We start from the raw sequence: 882 nt of genomic DNA, 5'->3' as shown, positions 1-882 counted from the left end.
CCTTGTGGAGGGGCCGGTGTCCTGGAACGGTGCGGGGTTGGGGCTGGCGGTTTAGTGTTTGGCACACTGTTGGGTCCTGAGGCAACAGGGCCGGGGTTTAGGTCCCGGGTTTGTTTGTTTCTGGTTTCCCTGCCATGACGGTCTGCGCACGTGTTTGTGTGTGGGGTGTGTGGTRYGGGGTTGTTGTTTGAGAACTACATAGTGGACGCGAGCATCTTKTATAAGAAGCAATTTCCAAGAATATGAACCTGGATCTGGCTGCGCGTGATGGTACTGCCCTTGGGTGGTGTTGTTGGGTGTGGTTGGTTTCTGTGGTTCTCTCGAAAATTACTCCTTGATCTTTTGTGGTCAAGTTTTTAAGAGCACACGGTGGATGCCTTGGCATTAGGAGCCGAAGAAGGACGTAGGAATCTGCGATAAGCCTGGGGGAGTCGATAACCGGACTGTGATCCCAGGGTGTCCGAATGGGGAAACCCCGCCARGCGCGCGAGTGAYYTGGTGACCCGYAYCTGAACACATAGGGTGCGTGGGGGGAACGCGGGGAAGTGAAACATCTCAGTACCCGCAGGAAGAGAAAACAATAGTGATTCCGTTAGTAGTGGCGAGCGAACGCGGAYCAGGCTAAACCGTTCCATGTGTGATAGCCGGCGGGCGTTGCATGGTCGGGGTTGTGGGACTTTCCGTTCTGTCTCTGCCGGGACAGTGGGGTGAGAGTGTGTGCATAGGTGAACGGTCTTGAAAGGCCGGCCAGAGAGGGTGTGAGCCCCGTAACCGAAATGTAGTGCACCGCCTGGTGAAGTATCCCAAGTAGCACGGGGCCCGAGAAATCCCGTGCGAATCTGTCAGGACCACCTGATAAGCCTAAATACTACCTAATGACCG

1 rRNA gene is annotated in these 882 nt (G+C 55.3%); it reads left to right on the top strand.

The features are described from left to right. Nucleotides 1–346 precede the first annotated feature (346 nt). Nucleotides 347–882: ribosomal RNA gene (locus AC1DKD_RS41620) — 23S ribosomal RNA — on the top strand; the annotation flags it as partial.

The sequence above is a fragment of the Cupriavidus sp. 05T313 genome (assembly GCF_056396665.1).
The sequence above is the reverse complement of the archived record's forward strand: the minus strand, read 5'-3'. Positions and strand labels throughout refer to the sequence as shown.